Genomic DNA, 23,215 nt, shown 5'->3' on the forward strand with positions numbered 1-23,215 from the left:
TCCGAGGGATCGAACATGCACTCGAAGCGGGACTAGTATCGAGTCACATGCGGGTGGCTGCGTACCGGCTCTATAGAGCCTCGGTACCCTCTGACCGGCAGATGAGGCCCGCCACCGCCACCCGGGCCCGAATTCAGCGAGGAGCGAACTGAGTGACCGCCGACACGTCCGTGCCGTCCGTGCTGGCCGCCGCCGAGCGCGACGGCTCCAACTACACCGCGCGGCACCTGCTCGTTCTGGAGGGTCTGGAGGCCGTCCGCAAGCGGCCCGGCATGTACATCGGCTCCACCGACAGCCGCGGCCTGATGCACTGCCTGTGGGAGATCATCGACAACTCCGTCGACGAGGCCCTCGGCGGTTACTGCCGGAACATCGAGGTCCTGCTCGCCGCCGACGGCTCCGTGGAGGTCGACGACGACGGCCGCGGCATCCCCGTCGACGTCGAGCCGAAGACCGGCCTCTCCGGCGTCGAGGTGGTCATGACCAAGCTCCACGCCGGCGGCAAGTTCGGCGGCGGCGCGTACGCGGCCTCCGGCGGCCTGCACGGCGTCGGCGCCTCCGTGGTCAACGCGCTGTCCGCCCGGCTCGACGTCGAGGTCGACCTCTCCGGCAGGACGCACGCGATGAGCTTCCGCCGCGGCGTCCCCGGGCGGTTCTCGGGCAACGGCCCCGACGCCTCCTTCGAGCCGGCGAGCGGCATGACCAAGGGCAAGAAGATCCCCAAGACCAGGACGGGCACCCGCATCCGCTTCTGGCCGGACCGGCAGATCTTCCTCAAGGACGCCGAGCTGTCCCTCGACGACCTGCACGCGCGCGCCAGGCAGACCGCCTTCCTCGTGCCCGGCCTCACGCTCGTCGTGCGGGACGAGCGTTCCGCCGACAAGGCCGAGCACACCGCGGAGACCTTCCGCTACGACGGCGGGATCAGCGAGTTCTGCGAGTTCCTGGCCCCCGACAGGCCGGTCTGCGACGTGCTGCGGCTCTCCGGGCAGGGGACGTTCAAGGAGACCGTCCCGGTGCTCGACGACCGCGGGCACATGACGCCCACCGAGGTCACCCGCGACCTGGGCGTGGACATCGCGCTGCGCTGGGGCACGGGGTACGACACCACGATCCGTTCCTTCGTCAACATCATCGCCACCCCCAAGGGCGGCACCCACGTCGCCGGCTTCGAGCGCTCGCTGACCCGCACCGTCAACGACGCCCTGCGCAGCCTGAAGCTGCTGCGTGTCGCCGAGGACGACATCGTCAAGGACGATGCGCTGGAGGGCCTGACCGCGGTGGTCACCGTCCGGCTCGCCGAGCCGCAGTTCGAGGGCCAGACCAAGGAGGTGCTGGGCACCTCGGCGGCCTCCCGGATCGTCGCGCAGGTCGTCGGCAAGGAGCTGAAGGCGTTCCTGACCTCCACCAAGCGGGACGCCAAGCAGCAGGCGCGCGCGGTGCTGGAGAAGGCCGTGGCCGCGGCCCGTACGCGCATCGCCGCCCGGCAGCACAAGGAGGCGCAGCGCCGCAAGACGGCGCTGGAGTCCTCTTCGCTGCCCGCCAAGCTCGCCGACTGCCGCAGCGACGACGTGGACCGCTCGGAGCTTTTCATCGTCGAGGGCGACTCCGCGCTGGGCACGGCCAAGCTCGCCCGCAACTCCGAGTTCCAGGCCCTCCTGCCGATCCGCGGCAAGATCCTCAACGTCCAGAAGGCGTCGGTCGCGGACATGCTGAAGAACGCCGAGTGCAGCGCGATCATCCAGGTGATAGGAGCCGGCTCGGGGCGGACGTTCGACATCGACCAGGCCCGCTACGGCAAGGTGATCTTCCTCGCCGACGCCGACGTCGACGGCGCACACATCCGCACCCTGCTGCTCACCCTCTTCCAGCGCTACATGCGCCCGATGGTCGAGGAGGGCCGGGTGTTCTCCGCGGTCCCGCCGCTGCACCGCATCGAGCTGATCCAGCCCAAGAAGGGCCAGGACAAGTACATCTACACCTACTCGGACAACGAGCTGCGCGAGACCCTGCTCGACCTGCAGCGCAAGGGCAGGCGCTTCAAGGACTCCATCCAGCGCTACAAGGGCCTCGGCGAGATGGACGCCGACCAGCTCGCGGAGACCACGATGGACCCCCGGTACCGCACGCTGCGGCGGATCAACATCAGCGACCTGGAGGCCGCCGAGCAGGTGTTCAACCTGCTGATGGGCAACGAGGTCGCCCCCCGCAAGGAGTTCATCACCAACTCGGCGGCCACCCTGGACCGTTCGCGGATCGACACCTGAGCCCCGGCCCGCGAGGACCGGCCGGGGCCCGGGCCCGCCTCAGGTCCGGCCGGACGCCGTCTCGAACTCGGTCACCCAGTGCCGGGTCCGGTCCAGATACGCGGTCTCGGCCTCCGCTCCGGTACGCCCGTAGGCGCCGTCGTACGTGACGTAGACCGGCAGCGGCGGCGCGGACGCGGCCGGCTCCAGTTGGCTGCCCTCGTGCCACTCGTTGAAGGACGTGAGGGTCACCCAGTCCGCCGGCCCGCCCTTCGCCGGGTCCAGCACGTAGCCCCAACTGCGGTCGTACACCTCGCCGTCCGCGCGGTCCACGGTCGGCGAGGTGTTGCCCGGCACCGCGCGGTCGTCGAGGTAGCCCGGGCCGATGGACGGCGCCCACACGAAGTCGTTGGCGCGGCACCACGCCGCGACGCCCGCCCAGTCCGGGTTGTTCGCGCCGGCGATGGCGTCGTAGGTGTAGATGCCGCCGAAGTGCTCGACGCGGGAGACGTCCGTGGTCTGGGCCATCACCAGGGCGCTGTCCCGGATCGCCGCGATCGGCGCCCAGTCGGTGACGTTCAGGCTGTTGAAGACGTAGTACGCGCAGCGCCCGCCCCGGTCCGCCGCGCGGTGGTAGGCGGGGTGGCCGCCGTAGGTCTCCTCCAGGTACGCCACGTCGGCGACGACCGACGCCCCGTCGCGCCCCGCGTAGGGCTCGATGTGCCAGGCGATCTGCAGCCCTTCGGCCGCCGCGGCGTCCAGCACGCCGGCCGCCAGCCGGTCCTCGTAGCCGCCGCGGCCCCACCAGCTATAGGCCAGTACGCCGATGCCGGCCTGCCGCGCCCAGGTCATGTGCTGCGCGACGGCGCCCTCGTAGTCGCCCGAGTCGTAGGCGCCGAGGGCGGGGTGGAAGTCGGCGCCGATGTCGTCGGGCGGCGTGTGCCCGCCCTGCTGCCAGTGCACCCACGAGCCGTGATGGCCGGGGTTTCCGTACCAGGAGTAGTAGAAGGCGTGCACGTACGGGGACGGTTCGGCGGCGCCGGCCGCGCGCGTCCCGGCGGCGGGTGCGGCGGCGGACGGCAGGCCGCCTGCCGTGGCGAGGCCGGCGCCCGCGGCGCCGGCGAGGAATGCTCTTCGGGTGGTCACGGTGGTGCTCCTCTCATGGGGGACGGGCTCCCGGCCCGCGGGGGTGAACCGGGAGCCCGGACGAGTGGACCGCTGTGCCGTGGTGCGCTGTGCGGAGCGCTGTGCCGTGGGGAGGCGGGTCAGTCCTGGCCGGGCCAGGCGGAGCAGTCCTCCCAGGCGCTGTCCCAGCCGGAGTTGCCGCCCCCGTCGGTCAGGGTGAAGGTGCCGCTGCCCTCCGGGTACGGGCAGTTGTAGACGCCCGCGACGCCGACGTCCGTGGCGGTGACGTTGCCGGCGGTCACCTCGCCCTGGGTCTCGGCCTGCACGACGACGCTGCCGACGCCGCTCACGGTGGCGCCGTCGATGGTGACGTTCTGCACGGCCTTGCCCGTACCGCTGCCGGAGACGAATTCGAAGGCGCTCCACGGGCTGTCGGTGACGACGGTGTCGGTGATGTTCACGTCCGCCTCGATGGCGCTGTCGTAGGCATCGACGCGCAGCGCGCCCATCGGGTGGTTCCAGTTGGGGTTCATCGCGCCGGTGCGCACCAGCTCGTTCCCGACGACGGTGACGGTGCCGGCCAGCGGGTGGAAGGGGTCCAGGAACTTCTGGTTCGAGATCGCGATGCCGCTGCCCAGGGCGTTGGTGTCCAGAATCCGGTTGTTCGCGACGGTGATGTCGGTGCCGCCGTAGATCGCGATGCCATTGGCCAGGTTGGGCTGCGAGATGGTGTTGTCCGCGAAGGTGCAGTCCACGTCGGGCGCGTTGAGCGACCACATGGCGAGCGCGTCGTCGCCGGTGTTGCGCAGGAAGTTGTCACGCACCCGGACGCCCTGGGCGTTGCCGTTGAGGTTCAGGCCGTCGGCCGCCATGTCGAGGAACCGGTTCCCCTCGACCACGAGGTTGTCGTTGGTGCCGGTCAGCCAGAGCCCGACCTTCAGATGCTGCAGCCACATCCCGGAGACGGTGGAGCCGGAGCCGAGGCTGCCGTTGACGAAGTTGTCCGGATTGCCGTCGACGCGCTCGGTGACGTCGCCGATGACGGCGAAGTCGGCGAGGTGCGCGTTGCCCGCAGAGCCCGACTGGTTGACGAAACGGGAACTGCGTACCACGGAGTGCCAGGAGCCGGCGCCCTTGAGCGTCACGTTCTCGACTCCGGACAGTTCGGAGCCGACCTTGAAGTCGCCCGGCGGGATCCACACCGTTCCGCCGCCCCTGGCCTCCGCGATGGCGGTACGGAACGCCTCCGCCGAGTCGGCCGCGCCGGTCGGATCGGCGCCCTTGTCGACCACGGAGACCGAGCCGGCCGGCTGCTCCACCGGCGCGGCGACCTGCTCGAAGTCGGCGACGTCGACGGTGTACGGGCCGCCGGCGAGGTCGTCGGCCTGCAGCCGCACGGTGTCGCCCGCCTCCAGGTTCTGCCCCAGGAGGACACGGGCGTTGTCGAGCAGGTGGTGGGTCTTGGCGCCGGGAATCCAGGGGGTGTCGAGGTAGGAGTAGCGGGAGGTGACGGCGAGAGGGGCGTCCAGTTCGGTGCCGTTGGCGTAGACGGCGAGGCTGCCGGACTTGCCGTCGGGGACGCTGTACGCGACGTTGACGGCGTTGGCCGGCGCGGTGAGGGTGAACTCCACGTACTCGCCCTGGGCGTCGAGCTGCACCGCCTGCCGCCCCGAGGATTCCGAGGCCAGGGTGCCCTGGGTGTAGTCGGGGCCGACGAGGCTGCCGCTGGTCTCGGCCGCCTCCGCCTCGATCGAGACGAACGGCAGGTCGGCGCCCGCTTCGGGCGCGCCGTGAGCGCCGCCGGGCACGGCGACGAGTGCCGCGGCGGCGGCCACGGACGCGGCCAGCGTGATCCTTCCTATGCGTGCTCTGCGCATGACATACCTTCCCGTGGGGGGTGGGTGGGGGTGAGGGCGGCGATCCGGCCGCGCGGCGCAGCGGAGCTAGATGCGCAGCCAGACCGCCGTGTCCCGCGGCAGCCGCCCGTCGTCCAGGGGGCCGCTGCCGATCAGGACGTCTCGGTGTGCCGGGAGCGGCGCGGGCTCCGAGGCGACGTTGACGACGCAGACGAAATCCTCGGAGCGGGCGAAGGACAGCACGCCCTCGGGGGCGTCGAGCCAGCGCATCGGCCCGTCGCCCAGCCCCGGTTCGCTGCGGCGCAGCCGCAGCGCGTCGCGGTAGAGGTGCAGCATCGAGCGCGGGTCGTCCGCCAGGCGCTCGACGGCGTACGCGCCCCAGCCGGCCGGCTGCGGCAGCCACGGCTCGGCCGGAGCATGGCCGGCGCCGTTGACGTGCGCACCGCCGGGGCCGCCCGGGTCCGCCGGGTCGCTGAATCCGTACGAAGGCCCGCCGGTCCGCCAGGGCAGCGGCACCCGGCAGCCGTCCCGGCCGGGGTCGCGGCCCTCGGAGCGGAAGTGCATCGGGTCGACGATGCGGTCCCGCGGCACGTCCGCCTCCGGCAGGCCCAGCTCCTCGCCCTGGTAGAGGTAGACGGACCCGGGCAGGGCGAGCGAGAGCAGCGCCGCGGCGCGGGCCCTGCGGGTGCCGCGCACGGGGTCGCTCGGGGTGCCGAAGCGCTTGGCGGCGAAGTCGAAGCCGGTGCCCGGGTCGGCGTCGTCGCGGCCGTAGCGGGTGACGGTCCGGGTCACGTCGTGGTTGCAGAGCACCCACGTCGCGGGCGCGCCGACCGGGGCGTGGTATTCGAGCGTGGTGTCGATGGACGCCCGCAGCTCGGCGGCGTCCCAGGGGCGGGCGAGGAAGTCGAAGTTGAACGCCGTGTGCAGCTCGTCCGGGCGCAGGTAGCGGGAGAAGCGCTCCGGCTCGGGCACCCAGAGCTCGCCGATGAGCACGCCGTCGTACTCGTCGGCGACGGTCCGCCAGGAGCGGTAGATCTCGTGCAGTTCGTCGCGGTCGACGTACGGGTTCGGCTCGCCGCGCGGGTCGCCCTCGTCCCAGTCGGGCAGCGCCGGGTCCTTGGCCAGCAGGGCGGCGGAGTCGATGCGTACGCCCGCCGCGCCCCGCTCGAACCAGAAGCGCAGAACGTCCTCGTGCTCCCTGCGCACCGCGGGGTGGGCCCAGTTGAGGTCCGGCTGCCGCTCGGAGAACAGGTGGAGGTACCAGTCGCCGTCGGCGTGCCGGGTCCAGCACTCGCCGTTGAACTGGGAGGGCCAGTTGTTCGGCGGCAGCTCACCGCGGGGGCCGCGGCCGGGGCGGAAGTGGAACAGCTCGCGCTCCGGGCTGCCGGGCCCCGCGGCCAGCGCGGCGCGGAACCACGGGTGGGCGTCGGAGACATGGTTGGGCACGACGTCGACGATCGTGCGGATACCGAGGGCGCGGGCTTCGGCGATCAGCTTCTCGGCCTCGTCCAGGGTGCCGAACGCCGGGTCGATCGCCCGGTAGTCGGCGACGTCGTAGCCGCCGTCGGCCATCGGTGAGACGTACCACGGGGTGAACCAGATGGCGTCCACGCCCAGCTCGGAGAGGTACGGAAGCCGGGCGCGGACGCCGGCGAGGTCGCCGGTGCCGTCGCCGTCCCCGTCGGCGAAGCTGCGTACGTAGACCTGGTAGATGGCGGCGTCGCGCCACCAGCTCGTATCCGACACTGAATCCCTCACAGGAAATCCCTACTGGTTCAGGAAGAGGGCCCTTACCGTCAGCCCTTGAGGCTGCCGGCGGTCAGGCCGTGCATGATGTTGCGCTGGAAGACGAGGAAGATCACCAACGTGGGCACCGAGGCGATCGCGAGGGCCGCGATGAGCTGGTTTTCCGGGACGCTGGCGGCCAGCGAGTAGATGCCGACGTTGAGGGTCTGCTTCGACGGGTCGGGCAGGGTGAGCATCGGCCAGAGGAAGTCCTTCCACACGGCGACGACCGCGAAGATCGAGACGACGCCGAGGACCGGCCGGGACATGGGCAGGACGATCGACCACAGGGTGCGCATCGGTGAGGCGCCGTCCATGGCGGCGGCGTCCATCAGCTCCCGGGGGATGGAGTCGAAGAAGCGCTTGAGCAGGAAGATGTTGAAGGCGTTGGTGACCGACGGCAGCCAGATCACCCACGGCGAGTTGATGAGGTTGCGCTCCACCAGCGGCACGTCGAGCACCGTGAGGTACTGCGGTACGACGAGCACCGTCGCCGGGATCATCAGGGTCGCGAGCATCGCGCCGAGGATGACCTTGCCCAGCACGGGGCGGAGCTTGGACAGCGAGTACGCCGCGGCCACGTCGAAGACGAGCTGGAAGGCCAGCGCGCCGAAGGCGTACACGCAGGTGTTGAGGAGCAGTTCGGACAGGTCCAGGACGCTCCACGCCTCGGAGTAGTTGTCCGGCTCGACCTCGCCGGGCACGAGCGTCGGCGGGGTCTGCGCGAACTCCTGGGACGACTTCAGTCCGCTGGTCACCATCCAGTACAGCGGCCCGATGAAGGCCAGCGTGAAGACCACTATGACCAGCGCGAACGCGCACCAGTACAGGGCCTTTCCGCGCGGCCTGGCCAGCACTGCCGGCGAGATCAGCGTCCTTTGCGATACGGCCATCTGGGATCTCCCGGCTTCAGTCTTCGCTGCCGCGGTCGAGGCGGACGAACGCGGCCGAGAAGACGGCGAGCACCAGCATCAGGACGACCCCGAGGGCCGCGGCGCTGCCGTAGTTGTTGAAGGTGAAGGCGTACTGGTAGATGAGCTGGACGACGGTCAGCGTCGAGTTCTCCGGGCCGGCGCCGCCGGTGAGCAGGAACGGCTCCACGAAGACCTGCATCGTGGCGATGATCTGCATCAGCAGCATCAGCGACAGGATGAGCCGGGTCTGCGGGATGGTGACGTGCCAGATCTTGCGGAGGATCCCGGCGCCGTCCAGCTCCGCGGCCTCGTAGAGCTCACCCGGTATGCCCTGCAGCGCGGCCAGGTAGATCAGTGTGGCCGCGCCCATGTTCATCCACGTCGCGGCGATGACGACGGAGAGCATCGCGGTGTCGCTCGACTGCAGCCAGTCCTGCGCGGGCAGCCCGAAGGTCTCCAGGACCCGGTTGAAGAGCCCGTGGCCCGGGTCGTAGAAGTACTTGAAGAGCAGCACGGAGGCGACCGGCGGCAGCATCACCGGCAGATACACCAGGACCCGCAGGTACGCGCGGCCGTGCCGGAACTCGTTCAGCACGAGCGCGACCGCGAACGGCACGGCGAAGCCGAGGAGCAGCGCGAGTCCGGTGAAGGCGAGCGTGTTGCGCCACGCCTGCCAGAAGGCGGGGTCGTTGACGATGTAGCTGAGGTTCGACCAGCCCGCCCAGACGGTCTCGCCGTCCTCGTTCTTCTGAAAGGCCAGGATGAACTCCCTGACCATCGGATACCAGGAGAAGAGCGAGAAGCAGAGCACGGCGCCGATGAGGAAGCCGTGGGCGGTGAGGTTGCGGCGCAGCGCGCGGCCGAAGTTCTCGCGGCCCGTGCGCCGCCGGCCGGCGGGCCGCCCCTTCGCGGGGGCGGCCGGCCGGGACAGGGTGGGCGCCGCCATGGCTACTGGTTCGCGAGGACCTGGTTGACCTGGTCCTCGGCGGTGTCGAGAAGCCCGGCGGGGTCGGCGTCCTCGTTGGTGAGCACGCCGGACATCACCGTGTCGAGGACCTTGTAGATCTCCTGGGCCCTGGGCGGCTCGGCGCGGCCGGGGACCGGGTCGTCGCGGAACGGCTTGAAGTTCTCGACCGGCATCGTGGAGTGCTCGGCGCGCAGCTCGTCGTCACGCTGCTTGCTCTCGCCCTTCCAGAAGTCGGGCTGCGGCAGCCCGACCGGCAGCTTGTCGGCCTTGGTGCGTCCCCAGTCGAACTGGCCCTTGCCGGGGGTGAGGAACTTGAAGTTCAGCCAGGCGATGGCGGCCTTGATCTGGTCGGGCGAGCTGCCCTTCTTGATCAGGTAGTCGTTGCCGCCGAAGAGGGTCGCCTCGCCGCCGGGCATCGGGCCCATGCCGTAGTCGGCGTAGTCACCGCCCAGTTGCTGGACCATGTACGTGATGTCGTCGGGCGCGGCGAGGAACATGCCGAGCTTCCCGGACGCCATCTGCTTCTGCAGATCGCCCCACTTGAGCAACTGGGTCTTGCCCATGCTGTCGTCCTCCCAGCGCATCGCGTGGAGGTTCTCGACGTACGCGCGGCCGGTGTCGTCGTTGAAGGCGGCCTCGGTGCCGTCCTCGGAGACGATGTCGCCGCCGAGGCCGTACATCGAGGCGGTGAAGTGCCAGCCGCCGTTGTTGCCCGCGCTGTACTCGCCGAAGCCGCTGATGCCGTCACCGAGGCCGGCTATCGCCTTGGCGGCGGAACGCACCTCGTCCCAGGACGACGGCGGGTCGTCGGGGTCGAGGCCGGCCTCCTCGAAGAGCGTGCGGTTGATCAGCAGGCCCATGGTGTAGTTGCTGGTCGGCAGCCCGTAGATCTTGCCGTCCTGCTTCAGCACGTCGAGGACCTGCGGGTCGATGTCCTCGAGCGCCGGGACCGTCTTCTCGTTGACGTACGCGGTGATGTCCGCGGCGCCGTCGTTGTCGAGCACCTGCTGCAGGTCGGTGAAGTACGTGTAGAAGGCGTCCGGCTGGGACCTGGCCTTGAGCATGGCCGTGAACCGCGGGGGCTCCAGACAGGGGTCGGTCTGCTTTCCCTCGATCGTGACGTTCGGGTACTCCTTGTTGAAGGCCGCTACGTCCTCTTTCCACTCCTTCAGCTCGGCCTTCTCCGCCGCCGGCGGCATGCAGTCGATCGTCAGGGTGACCTCGGTCTCCGGGTCCAGCGGGGCGGCGGCATCGGCCGGATCGGCCGCGTCGTCCCCGCCCTCGTCGGAGCTGGAGGTGCCGCACGCGGCGACGAGCGCCAGGGTGGCGCTGACGGCGAGGGCGGCGCTGGTACGGCGGAACCCGGTGTGTCTCATCTCGGTGACCCCTCTGGGCAGGAGCGGGAAGCCACGGCTGCACGCTGCCGTGGCGCGCACACTCAACCACCGTCGACAGGGGTTCGCAATATGTCGCGCGAGAATTGCAAGAATGAGACTAGAAGTTGAAGATCCCTCACTGCGCCGGGCCGGTGGAGCCGCGCACCACCAGCTCCGGCTCGAACAGCAGCTCGTCGGCGGCCACCGGGGCGCCGCCGATCTGCGCCGACAGCAGCTCGACCGCCGCCCGGCCCATCGACTCGATCGGCTGCCGCACCGTCGTCAGCGGCGGTGCGGTGCAGTTCATGAACGCGGAGTCGTCGTACCCCACCACCGACACGTCCCCCGGCACGTCCAGCCCGCGCCGCCGCACCGCCCTGATCACCCCGAGCGCGAGCGGGTCGCTGGCGCATACGAAGCCGGTGACGCCGTCCTCCAGCATCCGCGTCGCCGCCGCCTGCCCGCTCTCCAGCGAATACTGCGCCCGCGCCACCCGCGAGGCCGGCAGCTCCAGGCCGGTCTGCCGCGCCAGCTCCTCGGCCGCCGCGAGCTTGCGTGCCGAGGGCACGTGGTCCGCGGGGCCCAGCAGCATGCCGATGCGGCGGTGGCCGAGGGACGCCAGGTGGCGCCATGCCTGCTCGACGGCGACCGCGTCGTCGCAGGAGACGCGGGGGAAGCCCAGGTCCTCGATGGCGGCGTTGATCAGCACCACCGGGATGCGCCGCTCGGCCAGCCTGCGGTAGTGCTCGTGCGGGGCGGCGGACTGCGCGTACTGGCCGCCGGCGAAGACCACGCCGGAGACCTGCTGTTGCAGCAGCAGTTCCACGTACGCGGCCTCGGAGACGCCGTTCTTCGTCTGCGTGCACAGCACCGGGGTCAGGCCGAGCTGCGCCAGCGCGCCGCCGACCACCTCGCCCAGCGCGGGGAAGATCGGGTTCTGCAGCTCCGGCAGCACCAGGCCGACCAGCCGGGCGCGCTCGCCGCGCAGTTGGGTGGGCCGTTCGTAGCCGAGCACGTCGAGGGCCGACAGCACCGCCTGCCGGGTCGCCTCCGACACCCCGGGCTTCCCGTTCAGCACGCGGCTGACGGTGGCCTCGGAGACCCCCACCTTTTTGGCAACCTCAGCAAGTCGTCGAGTCATGACCGCAAGATTAGCGCAAGAAACGCAAGTTGCTTGCGGCCGGTGCCGGACTGATCGGTTCCGTCCGCGTCCGCGGTACGGCGGGGCGCGGCCGTACGCCGCCGCCACGGCGGCTCCGCGGGCAACCCGGGGCGCGAGGGATCACCGGGACGGATGGGCCCCGCGGGACGAGGCGTTGAAGAACGGTTAGGCTCACCTTCGTGAGTACGTGCGCGACCGCCTCCGGAGAGCTGGGCGAACCACTCGCCGGGACCGCGGCCGTCGCCGCGACCTGGCTGCTCGTCGAGCAGACCGGCCCGTGGGGGAACGAGGCGCTGACCCAGAGCCACCTCGACCCCGCGGTCGGCCGCGCCCTGGAGGAGCGCGCCGAGGGCACCGGCGTGCGCGTCGCGCTCATCCGCCGGCCCGGCCGGCACGCCGACGTCCGCGTCCCCGCCAGCCGCCGCGTCCTCGCCGCCCACACCGCCCCCGGCGGCGCCTGGATCCGCACCACGGACGTGCGCGACCCGGCGCACCTCGTCGGCCTCGACTTCGCCGCCCTCGGCCGCGGCGAGCACGCCGGCTTCGACGCCGCCCTCGGCGCCGGCCCGTACCACGGCGACCCGCTGGTGTGCGTCTGCACCAACGGCCGACGGGACCGCTGCTGCGCGCTCCTCGGCCGCCCCCTCGCCGCCGACCTCCACGCCTCCGGGGGGACCGCGACCTGGGAGATCACCCACATCGGCGGCCACCGCTTCTCACCCACCCTTCTCCTGCTGCCGCACGGCTACGCCTACGGCCGCATGACCCCGCACGCCGTCAAGGAGGTCGTCGAGTCGCTCGCCTCCGGACAGGTCGTCCCCGACGGCTGCCGCGGGCGCTCCACCTGGGAGCGCCCCGGACAGGCGGCGGAGCTGGCGGTGCGCCGGCTGACCGGCGTGTACGGCGCCGACGACCTCACCGTCGTACGCACCGAAGGCGACGCCGGCGGGGGCGACGGCCGGCTGGTGACCGTCGCGCACCGCGACGGGCGGGCCTGGCGCGTGCCCGTCACCCCGCGTGCCGCCGCGGCGGCCACGCCGGCCAGTTGCGGCGCCGCGCCGGTGGCGCAGACGCACATGGCCGCGGGAGTGCCGCGCGCGCTGTGAGCGCGCGAGCGGGAGGCGCCGGGACGCGGTCCGCGTCGTGCGCGGGCCCGGCGGGTCCCGCGCGGCCGGTCCGGGACGCCCCCGCGCCGCGCCGATGCAACCGCCGTCCGGAGCGGCGGCGTTCGCCCGGCCGGGCACGGGCGCCGGTTTCCGGCCCGGTCCGGCCCGCCGCGAAGCCGCGCCCGGGGGAGTGCCCGTGGCGTCCCGGTCCGGTTGCGGTTCGCCCATGGGTGCAACGCCGACATAGCCGCGCTCCTCGACGAGCGCGAGGCGATGCTGCACGGCATCCGCGAAGGCGTCGTCGCCCTCGACGGCTGCGGCCGGCTGCGGCTGGTCAACGGCGAGGCCGCCCGGCTGCCCAGCATCGCCCCGGACACACCGGCCGGCCGCCGGACGAGGTGCTGCCCCCGGCCGTACCGCCGACGTGCTCGGCGGCCGGGTCGCGGGATCCGACCTGCCGGCCGTCAGCGACGGCCGGGCGCGTACCCGCCCGCCGGCTGCCGGCTCCGTAGCCCCGAGGGCTCCGCCGCTAGACGGCCCCCGCCCCGGTCAGCGCCCGGACCTCCGTCTTCGCGTGCCGTACGGGATCCGCGGGCTCCGCGGACGTGACCGCGCCCAGCCAGCCCGCGAGGAAGCCCAGCGGCACCGACACCAGACCCGGGTTCTGCAGCGGGAAGACGTGGAAGTCCACGCCCGGGAAGAGGGCGTCCGGGCTGCCCGAGACCACCGGCGAGAACACCACCAGCAGCACCGCGGGGCCGAGCCCCCCGTACAGCGCCCACAGCGCACCGCGCGTGGTGAAGCGGCGCCAGAACAGCGCGTAGAGCAGCACCGGCAGGTTCGCCGAGGCCGCCACCGCGAACGCGAGCCCCACCAGGAACGCCACGTTCAGGTCCCGGGCCAGCAGCCCGAGGCCGATGGCGAGCGCCCCGATGACCGCCGCGGCCACCCGCGCCACCGCCACCTCGCGGGCGCCGCCGGCGGACGCGCCGTCCCGGTCCGCTCCCGTACGATCCGCGCGGCGCCGGGCGCGGGAGCGGCGCACCGTCGCGTACAGGTCGTGCGCCACCGACGCCGACGACGCCAGGGTGATCCCCGCGACCACCGCGAGGATCGTCGCGAACGCGACCGCCGCCACCACCGCGAAGAGAACGGTGCCGCCCGTGGAAGCCGCGCCGCCGCCGAGGTCGAGCGCCAGCAGCGGCACCGCCGTGTTGCCCGACGGATCGTCCGCGCGCACCGCGGCACCGCCCACGAGCGCCGCGGCCCCGAAGCCGAGCACGATCGTCATCAGGTAGAAGCCGCCGATCAGCCCGATCGACCAGACCACCGAGCGGCGCGCGGAGGCGGCCGTCGGCACGGTGGAGAAGCGGGCCAGGATGTGCGGCAGCCCCGCCGTGCCCAGGACCAGCGCGATGCCGAGGCTGAGAATGTCCAGCCGCTCGGCGAGCCCGCCACCGTAGGACAGCCCCGGGGCGAGGAAGTCGGCACCGTGGCCGCTGCGCCCGGCCGCGGCCTCCAGCAGCGCGCCGGGATCGCCGTGGAAGCGCAGCAGCACCAGCACGGTGAGCGTGAACGCCCCGGCGAGGAGCAGCACGGCCTTGACGATCTGGATCCAGGTCGTCGCACGCATCCCGCCGAGCACGACGTATGTCACCATCAGCGTGCCGACGCCCGCGACCGCCGCGGTGCGCGCGCCGGTGCCGGTGTGGCCGCCGGCCAGCAGGGCGACCAGGCTGCCCGCGCCGACCATCTGCGCGACGAGGTAGAGCACGGAGACCGTGACCGACGAGACGCCCGCGGCGAACCGCACCTGCGGCCGGCGCAGCCGGGAGGCGACGACGTCGGCGAGGGTGAACCGGCCGCAGTTGCGGACGAGTTCGGCGACGAGCAGCAGGACGACGAGCCAGGCGACGAGGAAGCCCACGGAGTAGAGCACGCCGTCGTAGCCGTAGAGCGCGATGAGTCCGGAGATGCCGAGGAAGGAGGCGGCGGACATGTAGTCCCCGGAGAGGGCGAAGCCGTTCTCCATGGGCGTGAACAGCCGCCCGCCGGCGTAGAACTCGTCCGGCGAGCCGTGCCGCCGGCCCGCCCACAGGGTGATGGCCAGCGTCAGCGCCACGAAAGCGCAGAACAGCAGCAGCGCGAGCTTCTGGTGCTCCCCGGTCACCGGTCCGGCTCCTGCCGCGGGGTCCTGCGGGTGTCCACATAGCCGTCCGTGCGCCGGGTCCGCATGGCGATGTCCCAGCGCAGGTCGAGCGCGGCCGGGTCGCGGCGCAGCCGGGCGTGCCGGGCGTACGCCCAGGTGAGCAGGAACGTCGTCGCGAACTGGCCGAGGCCGGCGAGGAGCGCGACGTTGACCGGGCCGGCGACCCGGCGGCTCATCAGCTCGGGCGCGACGGTGGCGGCGACGACGTACGACAGGTACCAGGCGAGGAACGCGAGCGCGGCCGGGACGACGAACCGGCGGTAGCGGCTGCGGACGCGCCGGAACTCGGGTGCGGCGTGGACGGCGAGGTACACCTCGTCGTCCGGCTCGGCGTCGATGCCGCCGCTCCCCGCCCCGGGGTCCGGGCGGCGCCCGCCGCCGTCCGCCGCCGCGCGCGGCTCACCGGCCCGGGGCGGCGGCGGTGCGGACTCCGGCTCCCAGCCGTCCCAGCCCCAGCCGGGGGCGGGGGCGTCGGGCGCGTAGAACTGCTCGCGCCGGTCGGTCGGCGCCGACCGGGCGGGCCAGGGCGATGCGTCCGGCCAGGACGCTGCGTCCGCACGGCCGGACCAGTCCGGCCGGTCGGACCACGGATCGTGGGGCGGGGCTGGCGGGGCCCCCTCGGGCCCCCGGGGGTTTTTCACCGCAGTGCTCTCCTCGCTCGGCGGGATTGCCGAGTGCCCAGAATGGGCAACGGAAGGAGATCACAGACAGGGCATTCCCGACCCTTCACACCTTCAGGTGAACAGAACTGGCAATCTCCGCTTCCCGGGCGTTCCCTCCCGTACACACGACCGCCACGCGCTGCCCGGCGAAAGCGTCCGGATGCGCGTGCAGCGCCGCGTACGCGGCGGCGCCCGCGCCCTCCGCCAGCGTGTGCGCGTCGCGCATCAGGCTGCCCTGGGCGCGGGCGATGTCCTCGTCGCCGACGAGGAGGAAGTCCGCCAGCCCGGCACGCATCAGCGCCTGCGGCAGCGCGAAGCCGCTGCCGGTGGCGAGCCCTTCGACGCGGGTGCGGTTGGGGCGTTCGACGACGCGGCCCGCCCGCCACGACTCGTACGCCGCCGGGGAGGCACCGGACTGCACCGCGACCACCCGGCAGCCCGGCGCGAACGCCGCGGCCACCAGGCACGCAGCCGCGGCGCCGCTGCCGCCGCCGACCGGGACGATCACCGCGTCCAGGTCCGGCGCCTGCTCGAACAGCTCCAGGTATGCGGTGGCCACTCCGGCGACGATCTCCGGCTCGTCCGCGGCGCTGACCAGCCGGGCGCCGCGCTCGGCGGCCAACTGCGCTGCGTACGGGCGGGCTTCGTCGAACGTCGCGCCGTGCTCGATCAGTTCCGCGCCCAGGGCGGTGACCGCACGCGCCTTGCCGGGGTTGGGGCGCTCCGGCATCACGATCGTGCACGGCGCGCCGTGCCGGGCGGCGGCGTAGGCGAGCGACTGGGCGTGGTTGCCGGTGGAGTAGCCCACGATGCCGCGGGCGCGCTCCTGCCCGGTCATGGAGGCGAGCAGGGTGAGGCCGCCGCGTACCTTGAACGCGCCCGTCGGCTGGGTGTTCTCGTGCTTGACGAGCACGGCCGCGGCGGCACCCGGGTCCAGCGTCGGGTACGACCACAGCGGGGTCGGCGGCAGCGCGTCGCGGATCAGCCGACGGGCGAGCAGGGCGTCGGTGACGGTCGGAGTCCTCATGGCACCCCACGGTGGCAGCCGGCGACCCGCGGGTCCAACGACATCCCGCCGACGCGACCGGCGCCCGACGCCCGCCCGGCGGGACCGGCTACACCGGCCCCGCCACCGCCGTCACCTGCTTGGCCAGCGGTGTCCCCGAGCCGTCCCGGCGCGGGTCCGGCTCCGGCAGCTCCACCGGGCCGCCCGTGCGCCCCGCCGCGCGGGCCGGCGTGGGTCCCGCCCAGGCGAACGTCAGACGGTCCTCGCCCTTCAGGAACCGCTGGCAGCGCACGCCACCGGTCGCCCGCCCCTTCCGCGGGAACTGGTCGAACGGCGTCAGCTTCGCCGTCTGCACCCACGCCCCGTCCAGCGCCCCGGAGGAGCCCGCGACCGTCAGCACCGCCGCGTCCGCCGCGGGGTCGACCACGTGGAACGCCACGACCTTCGCGCCCGCGCCCAGCTTCACGCCCGCCATGCCGCCCGCCGGCCGGCCCTGCGGCCGCACCTGCCCCGCGGGAAAGCGCAGCAACTGGGCGTCGCTGGTGAGGAACACGAGGTCCTCCTCGCCCGTCCGCAGCTCCGCCGCGCCCACGATCCGGTCGCCTTCCCTGAGCGAGATGACCTCCAACTCCTCCTTGTTCGCCGGGTAGTCCGGCACCACCCGCTTGACCACGCCCTGCTCGGTGCCCAGCGCCAGGCCCGGCGAGGACTCGTCGAGCGTGGTGAGACAGACGACCTTCTCGCCGTCCGCCAGCGTCAGGAACTCCGAGACCGCCGCGCCGCCGGCCAGGCTGGGCCGGGCCGCGGTCTCCGGCAGCACCGGCAGGTCGATCACCGGCAGCCGCAGCAGCCGCCCTTCCGAGGTCACCGCGCCGATGTGCGCCCGTGACGTGGTGGGCACGGCGGAGACGATCACGTCGTGCTTGACGCGCTTCGCCGGCGCCGGGTCCCCGAAGGGATCGCCGTTGGCGGTACGGGCCAGCAGGCCCGTGGACGACATCAGCACCCGGCAGGGGTCGTCGGACATCTCCAGCGGCACCGCCGCGGCCGGCTCCCCGCCGGCCTCCAGCAGCACCGTGCGGCGCCGGCTGCCGTACTTCTTCGCCACCGCCGACAGCTCCCCGGACACCAGCTTGCGCAGCTCGGCGTCCGACTCCAGGATCTGCGTCAACTCGGCGATCTCCGCCGTCAGCCGGTCCCGCTCGGCCTGCAGCTCCAGCCGGTCGAACTTCGTCAGCCGGCGCAGCGGCGTGTCCAGGATGTACTGCGTCTGGATCTCGGAGAGCGAGAAGTGGCCGATCAGCCGCTCCTTGGCCTCGGCGGCGTTCTCGCTGGCCCGGATGATGCGGATGACCTCGTCGATGTCGAGCAGGGCGACGAGCAGGCCCTCCACCAGGTGCAGCCGGTCGCGGCGCTTGGTGCGCCGGAACTCGCTGCGGCGCCGCACCACCGTGAAGCGGTGGTCGAGGAAGACCTCCAGCAGTTCCTTCAGCCCCAGCGTGAGCGGCTGGCCGTCGACGAGCGCGACGTTGTTGATGCCGAAGGTCTCCTCCATCGGCGTCAGCTTGTACAACTGCTCCAGCACGGCCTCGGGGTGGAAGCCGTTCTTGATCTCGAAGACCAGCCGCAGGCCGTGCTCGCGGTCCGTGAGGTCCTTCAGGTCGGCGATGCCCTGCAGCCGCTTCGCCCCGATGAGGTCCTTGACCTTGGCGCGGATCTTCTCCGGGCCGACGGTGAAGGGAAGCTCGGTGACGACGATGCCCTTGCGGCGCGCGGAGACCTGCTCCACCGTCGCGGTGGCGCGGATCTTGAAGCTGCCGCGGCCCGTCTCGTACGCGTCCCGGATGCCGTCGAGGCCGACGATCCGGCCGCCGGTGGGCAGATCGGGGCCCGGCACGTGCCGCATCAGGGTCTCCAGGTCGGCGCCGGGATGCCGGATGAGGTGGCGCGCCGCGGCGATGACCTCGCCGAGGTTGTGCGGCGGCATGTTGGTCGCCATCCCGACCGCGATCCCCGAGGCGCCGTTGACCAGCAGGTTCGGAAAGGCGGACGGCAGGGCGACGGGCTCCTGCTCGCTGCCGTCGTAGTTCGCGGTGAAGTCGACCGTGTCCTCGTCGATCGACTCGACCATCAGCGTCGCGGCGGGCGCGGGGCGGCACTCGGTGTAGCGCATGGCCGCCGGCGGGTCGTCGTTGCCGAGGGAGCCGAAGTTGCCGTGGCCGTCGACCAGCGGCAGCCGCATCGAGAACGGCTGCGCCATGCGCACCAGCGTGTCGTAGATGGCGGAGTCGCCGTGCGGGTGCAGGCGGCCCATCACCTCGCCGACGACGCGCGCGCACTTCACGTACGACCGCTCAGGGCGCAGCCCCATCTCGTTCATCTGGTGCAGGATGCGGCGGTGCACGGGCTTCAGGCCGTCGCGGGCGTCGGGGAGCGCGCGGGAATAGATGACCGAGTACGCGTACTCGAGGAAGGAGCCCTGCATCTCGTCCACGACGTCGACGTCGAGGATCCGCTCTTCGAACTCCTCAGGCGGCGGGGCACTGCTTCTGCGGCGGGCCATCTCGGCTGCTGCTCCTCATCGGCTCGTTCACGGGGGGTCGGCGTGCGCCCCCATTGTGGACCCACGCGCCGACATCGCCGACCACGACCCGGCGCACGGCCCCCGGCATACAGTGGGGGCGCGACACCGGACCTCCGGTGTCCCGCGTACAGCAGCGATCGAAGGGACTCCATGCCCATGGGTCAGACGGCCACCCCGCAGGCCAACTCAGGCGGACTGACACTGGAAGAACACCGCTTGGACAACGGGCTGCGGGTCATCCTCTCCGAGGACCATCTCACGCCGGTCGCCTCGGTGTGCATCTGGTACGACGTGGGCTCGCGCCACGAGGTGGCCGGGCGCACCGGCCTGGCCCACCTCTTCGAGCACCTGATGTTCCAGGGCTCGGCGCAGGTCTCCGGCAACGGCCACTTCGAGCTGGTGCAGTCCGCCGGCGGCTCGCTCAACGGCACCACCAGCTTCGAGCGCACCAACTACTTCGAGACCATGCCGGCCCACCAGCTCGAACTGGCGCTGTGGCTGGAGGCCGACCGGATGGGCTCGCTGCTCACCGCCCTCACCGAGGAGAGCCTGGACAACCAGCGCGACGTGGTGAAGAACGAGCGCCGGCAGCGGTACGACAACGTTCCGTACGGCACGGCGTTCGAGAAGCTCGCCGCGATGACGTACCCCGAGGGCCACCCGTACCACCACACGCCGATCGGCTCGATGGCCGATCTGGACGCCACCTCGCTCGCGGACTGCCAGGCGTTCTTCCGCACCTACTACTCGCCGAGCAACGCCGTGCTCTCCGTCGTCGGCGACATCGACCCGGCGCAGACACTCGCCTGGGTGGAGCGGTACTTCGGCTCGATCCCCGCGCACGAGGGCAAGCAGCCTCCGCGCGACGGCTCGCTGCCCGACACCCTCGGCGGCGGGCAGCGCGTGCGGCTGGAGGAAGAGGTGCCGTCGCGGGCGCTGATGGCCTCGTACCGGCTGCCCGAGGACGGCACCCGCGAGGCGGACGCCGCGGACCTGGCCCTGACCGTGCTCGGCGGCGGCGAGTCCTCCCGGCTCTACAACCGCCTGGTGCGCCGCGACCGGCTCGCCGTCGCGGCCGGGTTCGGGATGCTGCGGCTGGCCGGCGCGCCGTCGCTCGGCTGGCTGGACGTCAAGGCGTCCGGCGGCGTCGAGGTGCCCGCCATCGAGACCGCCGTCGACGAGGAGCTGGCCCGCTTCGCCGAACAGGGGCCGACGCCCGAGGAGATGGAGCGGGCGCAGGCGCAGTTGGAGCGCGAGTGGCTGGACCGGCTGGCGACGGTCGGCGGCCGGGCGGACGAGTTCTGCCGCTACGCCGTGCTCTTCGGCGATCCGAAGCTCGCGCTCGGCGCGGTCGAGCGGATCCTCGGCGTGACCGCCGAGGAGGTACAGGCCGTGGCCAAGGCGCGGCTGATCCCGGAGAACCGCGCGGCGCTGGTGTACGAGCCCACGGCACCCGCGGCCGACGAGGCGGACGAGAACGGCGCCGCGGGCACCGAGGAAGACGAGGTTCAGGCGTGAGCGCCCAGACGACCGGCACGATGACGTTCCACCCCCGCCCGAAGGGCGGCGAGGCCCGGCCCTGGGCGTTCCCGGCCCCGGACCGCGGCACGCTCGACAACGGGCTCACGGTGCTCACCTGCCACCGCCCCGGCCAGCAGGTCGTCGCCGTCGAGGTGTGCCTCGCCGCGCCGCTGGACGCCGAGCCCGCAGGGCTCGACGGCGTCGCCATGATCATGGCGCGGGCGTTCTCCGAGGGCACGGACACCCACACCGCCGAGGAGTTCGCCGCCGAGCTGGAGCGCTGCGGGGCCACCATCGACGCGCACGCCGACCACCCCGGCGTCCGCGTCTCCCTGGAGGTGCCCGCCTCGCGGCTGCGCCGCGGCCTGACGCTGCTCGCCGACGCGCTGCGCGCGCCCGCCTTCCCGGACGACGAGATCGAGCGGCTGGTCGCCAACCGGCTGGACGAGATCCCGCACGAGCTGGCCAATCCCGGCCGGCGCGCCGCGATGGCCCTGTACGCCGAGCTGTTCGCCGCCGGCGACCGGCTCTCCCGCCCCCGCTGGGGCACGGCGGAGTCCGTCGCACGGATCGACGCGGCCGCCGTACGGGCCTTCTACGACGCCCACGTCCGGCCCGCCACCGCCACCGTCGTGGTCGTCGGCGACCTGACCGGCGCGGGCGTCGAGGACGCGCTGGCCGGCACCCTCGGCGCCTGGACCGGCACCCCCGCCGAGGCCCGCCCGCTGCCGCCCGTGGCCGCGGACGACACCGGCCGGGTCGTCATCGTCGACCGGCCGGGCGCGGTGCAGACGCAGATGCTCGTCGGCCGCGTCGGCGCCGACCGGCACGACGCCGTCTGGCCCGCCCAGATCCTCGGCACGTACTGCCTCGGCGGCACCCTCACCTCCCGCCTGGACGTCGTGCTGCGCGAGGAGAAGGGCTACACCTACGGCGTACGCGCCTCCGCTCAGTCGCTGCGCTCCCCGGCCGACGGCACCGGCGCCGCGCTGCTGGCCATCGGCGGCTCCGTGGAGACCGACGTGACCGGGCCGGCGCTGGCGGACACCTGGCAGGTGCTGCGCTCGCTGGGCGACGGGCTGTCCGACGCGGAGCGGGACGCGGCGGCCGACTACCTGGTCGGCGTGGCCCCGCTGCGGTACGAGACCTCGGCCGCGGTCGCCGGCACGCTGGCCGACCAGGTCGAGCAGCAGCTCCCGGACGACTACCAGGCCCGGCAGTACGCCAGGCTCGCCGAGACCGGCACGGTGGAGGCCACGGTGGCGGTGCTGAACGCCTTCCCCACGGACCGGCTCGTCACCGTGCTCGTCGGCGACGCGGAGAAGATCGCTGAGCCGGTGCGGGAGCTGGGTATCGGTGAGGTGAGGGTGATCTCCGGCTGACCGCCGGCTTTCCGCCCCCCGCGATAAAGGGCCCGTAGCAGACCGGAAAGAGCCCGGCGGTACCGCCGGGCTCTTTCGCGTTCCTGCCGCAATTCGCATACCACTGCCATACTGTTCACCCGGGCGGCGCTAAGGGGCGTGGATGATGCGGTGTGCGCGGTGAACGGCGGTATTTCCCAGGCGGTGTGCACGGCGATCCGCGACGACATCGTCTCGGGATTCTTCGCCCAGGGCGCCCGGCTCGCCGAGGAGCACCTCGCGCGCCGGTACGGCGTCTCGCGGGTGCCGGTCCGCGAGGCGCTGCGCACGCTGGAGTCGGAGGGCTTCGTCACCACCAAGCGGCACGCCGGCGCCTGCGTCGCCGAGCCCACCGCGCAGGACGCCGCCGACCTGCTGGAGATACGCGCGCTGCTGGAGCCGCTGGGCGCCGCCCGCGCGGCCCAGCGGCGTACGGAGGCCCATCTGAAGGTGCTGCACGGCCTGGTGCGCCTCGGCAGGGAGCGGGCGCAGCGCGGGCACGTCGCGGAGCTGCCGTCGCTGAGCACGTGGTTCCACGAGACGCTGGCGCAGGCCACCGGCAGCCGCAGTCTCACCGCGCTGCTGGTGCAGGTGCGCCGGAAGGTGTCCTGGCTGTACGGGGCCTCGCCCGCGGTCCGGACGGCGGAGGCGTGGGACGAGCACGCCGCGCTCACCGACGCCGTGGCGCGCGGGGACGCGGAGCGGGCCAGGGCGCTCGCCGCGGCACACGTGGAGCGCTCGACGGGCCCGCACGAATTGCGCAGAACCGTGCGGGTGAGTTCCAGGAAACATGTTGTAAACACGGGAAGCGATCAGCCGTAACAATGGCGTGCCGCTGGAAATGGGAGACGCGGGGGAAATGCCCGGTCCGCCGAAATGCGATCGGCGGTCATCGGCCATTTCCGTCCGGCGGTGCCCGCGGATGCGCGCGGTCGTGCGTCAGACGGTTTCGGGCAGCTCGTCGAGGCCCTCCTGGACCAGCCTGGCCAGCCGGTCGAGCGCGCTGTCCGAGGCGTCGGCCTCCGAGGCGAGGACGATCTCGTCCCCGCCCTTGGCGCCCAGGCCCAGCACGGCCAGCATGGAGGCGGCGTTGACGGCGTTACCGTCGGCGGCCTTGGCGATTGTCACCGGGACGCCGGCGGCGGTGGCCGCCCGCACGAAGATCGACGCGGGACGCGCGTGCAGTCCCTCGGCCCAGCCGACGGTGACGCGGCGCTCAACCATGGTGTTGCCCTTCCCTCGTCCTAGTTGTCTAGACCATTCTTGCACGCGCGCCGAACCGCCCGGACCGCGGCC

16 protein-coding genes and 2 pseudogenes are annotated in these 23,215 nt (G+C 72.7%); 6 read left to right on the forward strand and 12 right to left on the reverse strand.

Annotation, left to right across the window (positions count from 1 at the left end; translation table 11 throughout):
* The first annotated feature begins 152 nt into the window (after positions 1–152).
* Complete coding sequence (locus I003_RS0111910; RefSeq protein WP_027771744.1) at positions 153–2,267, forward strand: DNA topoisomerase IV subunit B; 2,115 nt, start codon at positions 153–155, stop codon at positions 2,265–2,267.
* 39 nt (positions 2,268–2,306) lie between these two features.
* Here I003_RS0111910 and I003_RS0111915 read toward each other — a convergent pair whose 3' ends face one another.
* From I003_RS0111915 to I003_RS0111945, 7 genes and pseudogenes are all read right to left on the reverse strand, one after another.
* Positions 2,307–3,392 (reverse strand): alpha-mannosidase, encoded by a 1,086-nt coding sequence (locus tag I003_RS0111915; protein WP_027771745.1) that lies wholly within the window; start codon positions 3,390–3,392, stop codon positions 2,307–2,309.
* Between the two features lie 131 nt (positions 3,393–3,523).
* A pseudogene (locus tag I003_RS0111920) lies at positions 3,524–5,248 on the reverse strand (glycosyl hydrolase family 28-related protein); the annotation flags it as partial.
* Between the two features lie 66 nt (positions 5,249–5,314).
* Complete coding sequence (locus I003_RS0111925; RefSeq protein ID WP_027771747.1) at positions 5,315–6,973, reverse strand: glycoside hydrolase family 13 protein; 1,659 nt, start codon at positions 6,971–6,973, stop codon at positions 5,315–5,317.
* Positions 6,974–7,023: 50 nt separating this feature from the next.
* On the reverse strand, positions 7,024–7,905 hold the full coding sequence (locus I003_RS0111930) for a carbohydrate ABC transporter permease (protein WP_037720676.1): 882 nt from the start codon (positions 7,903–7,905) through the stop codon (positions 7,024–7,026).
* 16 nt (positions 7,906–7,921) lie between these two features.
* Positions 7,922–8,872, reverse strand: a complete 951-nt coding sequence (locus I003_RS0111935) for a carbohydrate ABC transporter permease (RefSeq protein WP_027771749.1) — start codon at positions 8,870–8,872, stop codon at positions 7,922–7,924.
* 2 nt (positions 8,873–8,874) lie between these two features.
* A complete protein-coding gene (locus tag I003_RS0111940) occupies positions 8,875–10,269 on the reverse strand; it encodes an extracellular solute-binding protein (RefSeq protein WP_027771750.1) in 1,395 nt (464 codons plus the stop codon).
* Positions 10,270–10,405: 136 nt separating this feature from the next.
* Positions 10,406–11,410, reverse strand: a complete 1,005-nt coding sequence (locus I003_RS0111945; protein WP_027771751.1) for a LacI family DNA-binding transcriptional regulator — start codon at positions 11,408–11,410, stop codon at positions 10,406–10,408.
* A gap of 200 nt (positions 11,411–11,610) precedes the next feature.
* Between I003_RS0111945 and I003_RS0111950 the strand changes: the two genes are divergently transcribed.
* Together I003_RS0111950 and I003_RS36855 are read left to right on the forward strand one after the other, a co-directional pair.
* On the forward strand, positions 11,611–12,537 hold the full coding sequence (locus I003_RS0111950) for a sucrase ferredoxin (protein WP_027771752.1): 927 nt from the start codon (positions 11,611–11,613) through the stop codon (positions 12,535–12,537).
* 237 nt (positions 12,538–12,774) lie between these two features.
* Positions 12,775–13,015 (forward strand): annotated as a pseudogene (locus tag I003_RS36855) (histidine kinase); the annotation flags it as partial.
* A gap of 51 nt (positions 13,016–13,066) precedes the next feature.
* Here I003_RS36855 and I003_RS0111955 read toward each other — a convergent pair.
* The 4 genes from I003_RS0111955 to I003_RS0111970 form a co-directional block, all read right to left on the reverse strand.
* A complete protein-coding gene (locus I003_RS0111955; RefSeq protein ID WP_027771753.1) occupies positions 13,067–14,707 on the reverse strand; it encodes a sodium/solute symporter in 1,641 nt (546 codons plus the stop codon).
* Positions 14,704–15,387, reverse strand: a complete 684-nt coding sequence (locus tag I003_RS0111960) for a DUF485 domain-containing protein (protein ID WP_027771754.1) — start codon at positions 15,385–15,387, stop codon at positions 14,704–14,706. The genes I003_RS0111955 and I003_RS0111960 overlap by 4 nt, the downstream gene beginning before the upstream one ends.
* Before the next feature lie 85 nt (positions 15,388–15,472).
* Entirely contained in the window at positions 15,473–16,435 is a 963-nt protein-coding gene (locus I003_RS0111965) for a pyridoxal-phosphate dependent enzyme (RefSeq protein WP_027771755.1), read from the reverse strand.
* An 88-nt stretch (positions 16,436–16,523) separates the two neighbouring features.
* Positions 16,524–18,977, reverse strand: a complete 2,454-nt coding sequence (locus tag I003_RS0111970) for a DNA topoisomerase IV subunit A (RefSeq protein ID WP_027771756.1) — start codon at positions 18,975–18,977, stop codon at positions 16,524–16,526.
* Positions 18,978–19,154: 177 nt separating this feature from the next.
* Between I003_RS0111970 and I003_RS0111975 the strand changes: the two genes are divergently transcribed.
* The 3 genes from I003_RS0111975 (at position 19,155) to I003_RS0111985 (ending at position 22,741) form a co-directional block, all read left to right on the forward strand.
* Entirely contained in the window at positions 19,155–20,516 is a 1,362-nt protein-coding gene (locus I003_RS0111975; protein WP_027771757.1) for a M16 family metallopeptidase, read from the forward strand.
* A 20-nt stretch (positions 20,517–20,536) separates the two neighbouring features.
* Positions 20,537–21,901 (forward strand): M16 family metallopeptidase, encoded by a 1,365-nt coding sequence (locus I003_RS0111980; RefSeq protein ID WP_037720687.1) that lies wholly within the window; start codon positions 20,537–20,539, stop codon positions 21,899–21,901.
* Between the two features lie 150 nt (positions 21,902–22,051).
* The gene (locus tag I003_RS0111985) at positions 22,052–22,741 is read left to right on the forward strand and encodes a GntR family transcriptional regulator (RefSeq protein WP_027771759.1); all 690 of its coding nucleotides are present in this window, start codon (positions 22,052–22,054) and stop codon (positions 22,739–22,741) included.
* 117 nt (positions 22,742–22,858) lie between these two features.
* Here the strand turns inward: I003_RS0111985 and I003_RS0111990 are convergent, their stop codons facing one another.
* On the reverse strand, positions 22,859–23,143 hold the full coding sequence (locus I003_RS0111990) for an HPr family phosphocarrier protein (protein WP_027771760.1): 285 nt from the start codon (positions 23,141–23,143) through the stop codon (positions 22,859–22,861).
* Positions 23,144–23,215: the final 72 nt, after the last annotated feature.

The organism is Streptomyces sp. CNQ329 (genome assembly GCF_000482585.1).

Coding starts and splice junctions, on each gene's coding strand:
- I003_RS0111930 (WP_037720676.1), bottom strand. CDS start 7,905: ATGGCCGTATCGCAAAGGACGCTGATCTCGCCGGCAGTGCTGGCCAGG.
- I003_RS0111970 (WP_027771756.1), bottom strand. CDS start 18,977: ATGGCCCGCCGCAGAAGCAGTGCCCCGCCGCCTGAGGAGTTCGAAGAG.
- I003_RS0111940 (WP_027771750.1), bottom strand. CDS start 10,269: ATGAGACACACCGGGTTCCGCCGTACCAGCGCCGCCCTCGCCGTCAGC.
- I003_RS0111980 (WP_037720687.1), top strand. CDS start 20,537: ATGACGTTCCACCCCCGCCCGAAGGGCGGCGAGGCCCGGCCCTGGGCG.
- I003_RS0111935 (WP_027771749.1), bottom strand. CDS start 8,872: ATGGCGGCGCCCACCCTGTCCCGGCCGGCCGCCCCCGCGAAGGGGCGG.
- I003_RS0111990 (WP_027771760.1), bottom strand. CDS start 23,143: ATGGTTGAGCGCCGCGTCACCGTCGGCTGGGCCGAGGGACTGCACGCG.
- I003_RS0111975 (WP_027771757.1), top strand. CDS start 19,155: ATGGGTCAGACGGCCACCCCGCAGGCCAACTCAGGCGGACTGACACTG.
- I003_RS0111965 (WP_027771755.1), bottom strand. CDS start 16,435: ATGAGGACTCCGACCGTCACCGACGCCCTGCTCGCCCGTCGGCTGATC.
- I003_RS0111945 (WP_027771751.1), bottom strand. CDS start 11,410: ATGACTCGACGACTTGCTGAGGTTGCCAAAAAGGTGGGGGTCTCCGAG.